The 7554-nt window shown below is 57.5% G+C and carries 12 protein-coding genes; all 12 read left to right on the forward strand.

Annotated features, from left to right (window positions below):
- Window positions 1-152: 152 nt before the first annotated feature.
- On the forward strand, window positions 153-1124 hold the full coding sequence (gene parM, locus ACOQH0_RS24460) for a plasmid segregation protein ParM domain-containing protein (RefSeq protein WP_080336844.1): 972 nt from the start codon (window positions 153-155) through the stop codon (window positions 1122-1124).
- 2 nt (window positions 1125-1126) lie between these two features.
- Window positions 1127-1789: a plasmid partitioning/stability family protein gene (locus ACOQH0_RS24465; protein ID WP_143347804.1), complete on the forward strand. Its 663-nt coding sequence runs from the start codon at window positions 1127-1129 to the stop codon at window positions 1787-1789.
- 3 nt (window positions 1790-1792) lie between these two features.
- On the forward strand, window positions 1793-2056 hold the full coding sequence (locus tag ACOQH0_RS24470; RefSeq protein WP_045295152.1) for a hypothetical protein: 264 nt from the start codon (window positions 1793-1795) through the stop codon (window positions 2054-2056).
- A 143-nt stretch (window positions 2057-2199) separates the two neighbouring features.
- Window positions 2200-2580, forward strand: a complete 381-nt coding sequence (locus ACOQH0_RS24475; protein ID WP_096151712.1) for a hypothetical protein — start codon at window positions 2200-2202, stop codon at window positions 2578-2580.
- A 594-nt stretch (window positions 2581-3174) separates the two neighbouring features.
- Window positions 3175-3867 (forward strand): DNA methylase, encoded by a 693-nt coding sequence (locus tag ACOQH0_RS24480; protein ID WP_023327695.1) that lies wholly within the window; start codon window positions 3175-3177, stop codon window positions 3865-3867.
- The gene (locus tag ACOQH0_RS24485; protein ID WP_237848284.1) at window positions 3864-4085 is read left to right on the forward strand and encodes a hypothetical protein; all 222 of its coding nucleotides are present in this window, start codon (window positions 3864-3866) and stop codon (window positions 4083-4085) included. The genes ACOQH0_RS24480 and ACOQH0_RS24485 overlap by 4 nt, the downstream gene beginning before the upstream one ends.
- 55 nt (window positions 4086-4140) lie before the next feature.
- On the forward strand, window positions 4141-4563 hold the full coding sequence (locus ACOQH0_RS24490; protein WP_154878171.1) for a DUF1380 family protein: 423 nt from the start codon (window positions 4141-4143) through the stop codon (window positions 4561-4563).
- A gap of 356 nt (window positions 4564-4919) precedes the next feature.
- Window positions 4920-5348 carry an antirestriction protein gene (locus ACOQH0_RS24495; protein ID WP_008502215.1) on the forward strand — a complete coding sequence of 143 codons (429 nt, stop codon included), beginning with the start codon at window positions 4920-4922 and terminating at the stop codon, window positions 5346-5348.
- 42 nt (window positions 5349-5390) lie between these two features.
- Window positions 5391-5801: a DUF1380 family protein gene (locus ACOQH0_RS24500; RefSeq protein WP_032664463.1), complete on the forward strand. Its 411-nt coding sequence runs from the start codon at window positions 5391-5393 to the stop codon at window positions 5799-5801.
- Window positions 5802-5850: 49 nt separating this feature from the next.
- Window positions 5851-6048, forward strand: a complete 198-nt coding sequence (locus tag ACOQH0_RS24505) for a hypothetical protein (RefSeq protein ID WP_032664460.1) — start codon at window positions 5851-5853, stop codon at window positions 6046-6048.
- Between the two features lie 757 nt (window positions 6049-6805).
- A complete protein-coding gene (locus tag ACOQH0_RS24510) occupies window positions 6806-7078 on the forward strand; it encodes a hypothetical protein (RefSeq protein ID WP_047028265.1) in 273 nt (90 codons plus the stop codon).
- Between the two features lie 43 nt (window positions 7079-7121).
- The gene (locus ACOQH0_RS24515) at window positions 7122-7487 is read left to right on the forward strand and encodes a hypothetical protein (RefSeq protein WP_421512513.1); all 366 of its coding nucleotides are present in this window, start codon (window positions 7122-7124) and stop codon (window positions 7485-7487) included.
- The last annotated feature ends 67 nt before the right edge of the window (window positions 7488-7554 follow it).

Raw genomic sequence — 7554 nt, forward strand, 5'->3', positions numbered from 1 at the left:
ATGAACAGGGTGAGTAACCTAAGTTACTCAAAATGCTATTTATTCTCATTGTGAGATATTTAAATTACTCACAATGAGAAAATAAGGCTTTTGTTTTGCCATTTTGCTCTTATAATATGTATCAAATTGAGTTTAATTAACGGAGCATAATGATGAATATTTACTGCGATGATGGTTCAACTAATGTTAAGCTGGCATGGTTTGAAGGAAACGAGCTGCAGACCCGGGTTTCAGCTAACTCCTTCCGGCATGGCTGGAAAGTGGCGGAATTCAGTGCCGCAACGTTCAACTATCAGGTGGGCACGCTGAAATACACCTGGGACAGCGTCAGCCGGGATGCCATCCCGACGACAAACGTGGAATACCAGTACGGTGATCTCAACCTGCTGGCCGTGCATCATGCCCTGCTGAACAGCGGACTTGAGCCGCAGCCGGTGAGCCTGACCGTGACGCTGCCCCTGAGCGAGTATTATGACGGGGACTGCCAGCGGAACGAGGAGAACATCCGACGCAAACGGGAAAACCTGATGCGTGAGCTGGTTCTGAATAAGGGCAGGGCATTTACCGTAACGGACGTGAAGGTGATGCCGGAATCACTGCCGGCGGCGTTCTCCCGTCTCGCCGAGCTGAAGCCCGGACCCGCTGAGACCACACTGATTATCGATCTCGGCGGAACCACGCTCGATGCCGGCGTTATTGTCGGACAGTTTGATGATATCAGTGCGGTACACGGCAATCCGTCTGTCGGCGTGTCACAGGTCACCCGCGCAGCTGCAGGCGCGCTGCGGGCTGCAGACAGCGAAACCAGCGCGCTTATTGCTGACACGGTCATCCGCAACCGCAATGATCGTCAGTATCTGCAGCGAGTGATCAACGATGCCGGAAAAATTGACGATGTTCTGAACAAAATTACAGAGGCAATCACTTCCCTGGGCGCGCGTGTCACCAGTGAGCTGACGGCCTTCAGGAACGTTAACCGGGTATTCCTGGTCGGGGGAGGGGCATCCCTCATTGAAGAGGCTATCCGTCAGGCCTGGCCTCTGGCTCCTGACCGTATCGAGGTTATAGGCGATCCGCAGCTGGCGCTGGCCAGAGAGATTGCCCTTTACAATAAAGAGGACTAAACGTGCCGGACGGCCAGTATTCTTTCTATCTTCACAGCGACGATCGCACCGACATCGCGGCGATGGCGACCATCAGCACCATCTCACAGCCCCTGCGCGGTGACTTCATCCGGACCGCCGCCACCGCCGGGGCGGTGATGTACCAGACGGATGCCCGTTTACCGGCGCTGATCCCGGTGTTCTTTGACGGGCATCTGAGCGCCATCCGGCTTTGTGCCGTGATGGCCCTGGTCTCCGGCACCTGGTCTTCACTCTCAGGACTTCCTGATGAGCCTGATGGTGGCGTGGCGGCTCTGGCCATGTCACCGGAGACGGAATACCAGCGCCGGCGTTACACCCTGACGCTTCAGGATGACCGGAGCAGTGAACGGGTTGAGCGTGTGCTGACGGGCGTGTCATCCCGCCTGCGCGGAGAGCTGCTGAGAAACCTGATTATCACCGGTCTGGCCCTGCATACGACCGCACCGGAGCTGCCGCGTCTGCTGGCCAGCATGCCGGTACCGCCCGGCACGGTCAGCGAGCTGCAGGTGCTTGTTCAGCAGATGGCCGGTACGGCTGGCGTGAGTAAAGCTGCAGTACCGGAGAAACCAGCAGAGCCTGCCGCACCGGTATCCGGTGAAGCGACCAGGATAAAGAAAAATATGCGCCGGGCATTCGGAGACTAGAACATGTCAGTGATTAAACAAAAAGCAGAGCAGTGCATTCATAACTTTCTGCGCGCCCGGAACGTGCCTGAATCTCAGTGGCCGGAACGGGTCAAAAAGACCGGCAGGGGAATGATACTGGCAGGCGTTGCCGTCGTGGTTCCCGGTGTTCTGGTTGATAATATCTCCCTGCCGGTGACAATTGCGATGCAGGTATGCTACGCCTCGCTGATCGGCCTCGGTGTTCTCCTGGCGTTTGACGATAAAAAGCCGAAGAACCGATCCTGAGCAGGAACATCATTCAGAATGGTAATCAGACAGCCAGGGAGGGACTGATGCAAAAGGTTAAGAGCGCAGGGCTGACGCTGGCGCGGCCAGCGAGCTGTTGAACTGTCAGGACATAAGGGAGATGAACACAATGAGGAAGACAAATGAAGTGTAATACTGCAATTTTGTTTGTGGCGCTCACACTGGCAATACCCGGTGCGGTGAATGCCGCAGCCACAGTGGCGGTTCTTGACCAGATGGCCACGAAAAAGCAAAAGGAACGTGAAGACCAGCTCGAAGCTGTGGAACGTGATGCTTTGGCACAGCCAGATGCATGGAAAGCGTATCTACAGGTGTCTGACGCAGTGCCTGCTGATGCCCCCATCATGCTGCAAAACCGCTACCGCAGCCTCGCCATTTCACTGGCACTGAAGGCTGCAATGGCCTGTTCCCCAGACGCTCTCAAGCTCCTCGGGCGTAACGACGTGATAGAGTTTCGCGTACTCCGATCATCGTTAGTCTCAGCCTGCAAAACAGCTAAATAAGTTTCGTGCCAGCTGCCCACTTCCAGATTCCAATCTTCGGCTGGCATTCTCTCAATCCTGTAAGGGGCGCTGAAAAAAAGGACACCATCCGGGGAGGGGTGTCCTGAAGCCATGCAATTCGTTACAGGTGAAAACCCTTAAGATGTTTTCAGCGCTGATAATCACACAATCACTTCACACTTTCACCTGCCATATATCCGACTCAAAAAAAAGACGTCTCCGGTCGGGGACGTCCTGAAATCAAAGGCACACATTTAAGATAACGGCGCGAATCCATTATCAGTGTGCATTCTGCCATACCCTGTCTGACTCATCAGCTACCAGAACCGGTAACAAAGGATGTCGGTTCCCTCCGCCTTATTGCCGCCAGCCGGCGGCGTGTTCAACGCCGTGCCTTCACGCTAACCCGGCCGCTGCGGTCACAAGGGTTCACGTTGTCTCCGTCCTCACCCGTTCGCACCTTTCACGGTGCATTCAGCCCGTGAAAGGCTTGCGCTGCGGCTTGCGGCGTCGCCCCTGCGCCCTCCGCTTTCCGCCGGGTTTTTGTGGCGGCACGGCGCAAGAGGGTGCCGCATATCAGAGAGGAGTGTGTCTATGTCCCGTTTTATTCTGGGTGACTGCGTGCAGGTGATGTCCCGTTTTCCGGCGCGTGCCGTCGATTTTATTCTTACCGATCCACCGTATCTGGTTGGCTATAAGGACCGTACCGGTCGTACCCTGGCCGGGGACAACTCAGCAGAATGGCTCCAGCCCGCCTGTCATGAAATGTACCGCGTGCTGAAAAATGACAGCCTGATGGTGAGTTTCTATGCCTGGAACCGCGCGGATCTGTTTCTGAATGCGTGGAAAACGGCCGGTTTCCGGGTGGTTGGTCATATCGTCTTTGCCAAGAGCTACGCCTCAAAATCGACGTTCGTGGGTTACACCCATGAGAGCGCCTACCTGCTGGCGAAGGGAAGGCCGCAAACCCCGGACCGTCCCATCCCGGACGTGATCCCCTGGAAATACACGGGCAACCGACATCACCCGACGGAGAAGCCGGTGCAGAGCCTGCGGCCGCTGATTGAATCGCTCACGCGTCCGGGGGCTATTGTCCTTGACCCGTTCGCCGGCAGCGGCTCCACCTGCGTGGCCGCCGCCGAAGCCAGCCGCCGCTATATCGGGATCGAGATGCTTGAGCAGTACCACGCCGCCGGCGTTCGACGTCTGGCACAGGTTGAACGGGCAAGAAGGATGCCGGCGGCCAATGACGGCGCGTTTTACCCCGACTATCCGGAGGCGGCATGAACTACCCGGGCCTTGAACACCTGCGCGCGGACGTGGCCGTGCTCAGCAATGCCATGTGTGACGTGCGGATGCTGCTGAACCGCCTCGAATCGCAGCACCGGCACGACGCGGCAACGCTTACCGAACGTATGGCTGCGCAGACTCTGCGCCGGATCAACACCCTGCTTCTTGAAGCCTACCGCGAAGCCCTGGTGCTGGACGAAACCTTTCAGGACTGACTGACCCTGCCGGGCTGATGCCCGGCCTGTAGCCCCTTACAAGAGAGAACAAACGATGTACGGAACCCGCGAAGAACTTTGTGTACAGCTTGAAAACATGTTCACGTTTGACGAACCCCTGGTCCTGCTGGTCTGGACGGAAGAGGGGATTAGCGTGGCCTGCCGTGAAGCCCAGCCAGAACCGGACGGGGCTGAAATCCGGAATCTGATGAAGGCGATCGGCGAAATGAAAATGACGCAATACCGCCAGGAGGGGGTAAATAATCTGACTGTCAGCGATCTCCTGGCTCGTCAGCGGGAAGTGGCAAACCGTCAGGTTAGTGTTCCGGCGGTACTCCTGTCCCGCGTTCTGCGTAACTATGAATGTGAGCTGGAAAACCGGATCGGTATGGCCTGGGAAGCCGGGCGGCAGGAGCCTGAATCCGTCAGGAATGAGCTGAAGGACGTTCACGCATTACAGGAGACGCTGGCCGCGTAAGGGAAAGAGCCGGGGTAACGCCCCGGCAACCGGTGGACATCCACAGCGAAAAGGATGTCAGTGCCTTCCGCTTCTATCCGCCGCTGCCCTCCGGGCCACGTCGGGACAATGAAACTCCCCTGAAGCTCCGTGCGGTGACGGCATGCGCCGTGACTTCACTGTAGCCCGGCCGCATCGGCCACAAGGGTTCGCTGACGCCTCCGTCCTCACCCGTTCGCACCCTTCACGGTGCATTCAGCCCGTGAAGGCTTTGCGCTGCGGCTTGCGGCGTCGCCCCTGTGTCCTCCGCTTTTCGCCGGTCTGTCGTGTCGTCACGGCGATGCCGGAACCGAGAATATGTTAACCGTGGAGGATCTATGAACCAGACCGTGACCTGTGATGCTGTTCGTCTTGAGGGTGCGCAGCGCCTGACTTTCCTGCCTGATTTGTTTGGCGGCGATTTTATGACGTCCGAGGCATCCGTGTACGCCTATGCCCAGCGTTACTGCCCTGAGTATCAGGGGGGATTCTGGCAGTTTTACCGGCTGCCGGAAGGTGGCGGATATATGGCGCCTGACGTGGAGAGCCTGACCCTGTGCAATCCGGACAACTGGTTTGAGCAGACTGTCAGCGGGGAGGTGGCGGGGATCATCCTCACGGCGCTGGTACTGAATCACCGGAGCTGGCACCACAGTAACCATGACCATGAGGAGCTGTGCCGCCACTTCTGCCGCCGTTATGAGCAGCTTATGGCATTTGCTGATACCCATCCTGAAAGCGCCACGATCTGGCGTGCTCTTGACTGATTCACCACGGGCGGCAATGCCGCCCGACTAATGGAGAAAAACATGATTGGTACAGCAAAAGAGATAGCCATCGAAATGCTGCGTGATGACGATAATGACGGCGAGAAATTTGTATTCGCCAGCTGGAGCCGGAACGATATTCGCGGTCTCTGCATTGACTGGGATCTCAGTGATGAAGAGATCGACGTGGTGATGGAAAGACTGGAGGCAGAGTTGTATCCCTCCGGATGTGTCCCTCTCATCTACAACATTGTTGAGGTGATGGTGGAAGAAAAACGGAAACACCGTAATGTCACCATTCCGGCAGCAGCGCTTGCGGTGGTGATGCAGCTTGCAGGGAAGGAAATGGAGCGTATCGCCGTATGCGCTGAGGATGGCGGCGGATCGGCAGAAGAAACCCTGAAAGAAGAAAACGACGTCATGTTGAACCTGCGCGCAGCGCTCGATGCCTGACAGAGAAACCGGAGGCGTTGCCTCCGGAAACTGAAAAAAGGAGAACACCATGCAACTGTCACCGGAAACCCGCAGCATCCTGCGCCAGTATAAAACGCTCATCAACGAGCGACGTCGCGAATCCGGACTCAACCCCGTAACCACGGCGAAAGTGCTGGATGAGATCTGCGAATCGGCTACCCGCCAGTGTGCCGTTTATCTTTGCGGCCACTTCATTCTCCAGGGCGGTCAGGGGGATGCACAGTAAATAATCCGGGCGGGGCATATGCGCCGCCTGTTCGCGCGCGAAAACCCTGTCATCCCTTCGGGCTGACGGACGGCAAGGCCAGCGCCTGCGGCGCTGCCCCCTCCCGCTCTGATGTAAGCCCGGGGAGATGCACATGAAAGGCATTGTGAGGGCGAATTGTCACTGATACGGTCCTGCGTGGCGTGGCGTGGCGTGGCGTGGCGTGGCGTGGCGTGGCGTGGCGTGGCGGCTCTGAAACCCGATCAGCAAATTCCCTCAAAACACCCGAATCCCACTTCTGGCCCCCTTCGGCTCCCGGCCAGCGCTGCTGTCCGGTCGTCGAGCCCCACTCCGCCAGGGCGGCTGCTGACGCACCCGCCGGGCTCCGCCGAACCCCTCCGGGGTTCGTGCCATACGGCTAGGGTCTGATGGCGAAGGTCAAGGGCTGCGGCTTCTCCGGCCGTGCCGTCCGGAACGCCTTCACCGCGCCGGCTGATGCCGTCGCTTTAATGGCGCCACGCCGTTCCGACGTGTCGGGTGTGTGCATCCTGTTCCCCCGGTGAGGCCATCCCCCGTGCGTCCTCACGCGGAGGGCTTGTCGTAGCACCGTCGGGTCGTCATCCAAGGGGTGAAATGCACTCCGCCAAAACTTTTTGCGTGCCGCAAAAACTTTAGTCTCCGCCCCTTTCCTTCCTCCCTTCGCCGTTGCTCCTTTGCCCTTTGCCGCGAGAGAACTCACCAGGGAGATGGACAACCATCACCACAGGAGAAAACCAGGATGCACACACGAAACGTCAACGTCAAAACCGCCGCTCAAGAATCTTCCAGGAAGATGGGGGAAGAACAAAACCCTGTTTCTGTCGCACGGGAGTGGGTGGCTCAGGCCACTTCGCTGAAAGCGGGGGTCACCGTCACTCTGTCCGATGTGTCCCGATACGGCGACGTTCAGGTGGAGATCCGCACCAACGGAACGCTTAACTGGCACGCCTGGTCGTTTGAGCCGGATTTTCTTTTGGAACTGAAACGCAACCTGCAATACGTGCAGCTTTAACCGTAGGCCGGATGTCCGGCCTTAACCCAGAGAAGGAGGAAACATGCAGAACCTTAACACCCGTCCGGCGACCCGTAAGGTCGGGCAGAGCACCGAAATCGTGAAGCTGCTGCGCATTCAGGCCAGCGACACCCACGTGGTCGAGTTTGACAACGTAGACACCCGATTTAATGACTGCAACAACTGGCAGGTGATGGCAGGAGGCAAACGAGTCCTGTACAGCAACCGCATGTATGAGCGTTTTTCAGATGTGAAATCGGGGATCGTGGCAACGATCAACGTGTGTGAAAACAGCGGCACCGAAACGGATAACGCGATGCTGGAAGGGGCAAAAGTCATGATGCAGCTTCTTGATGGCTATCCGTCCTTTGGAGCACTGGCATCACACCCGAAACGCATTACCGGTTAACCGAGTGCCGTGACCGGATCGCACTCCGGCCACGGCTAACCACAACTATCACTGAGAGGTAAAAATC

The sequence above is a fragment of the Enterobacter sp. JS8-1 genome, assembly GCF_049187015.1.
GTDB classification, from domain to species: Bacteria; Pseudomonadota; Gammaproteobacteria; order Enterobacterales; family Enterobacteriaceae; genus Enterobacter; species Enterobacter mori.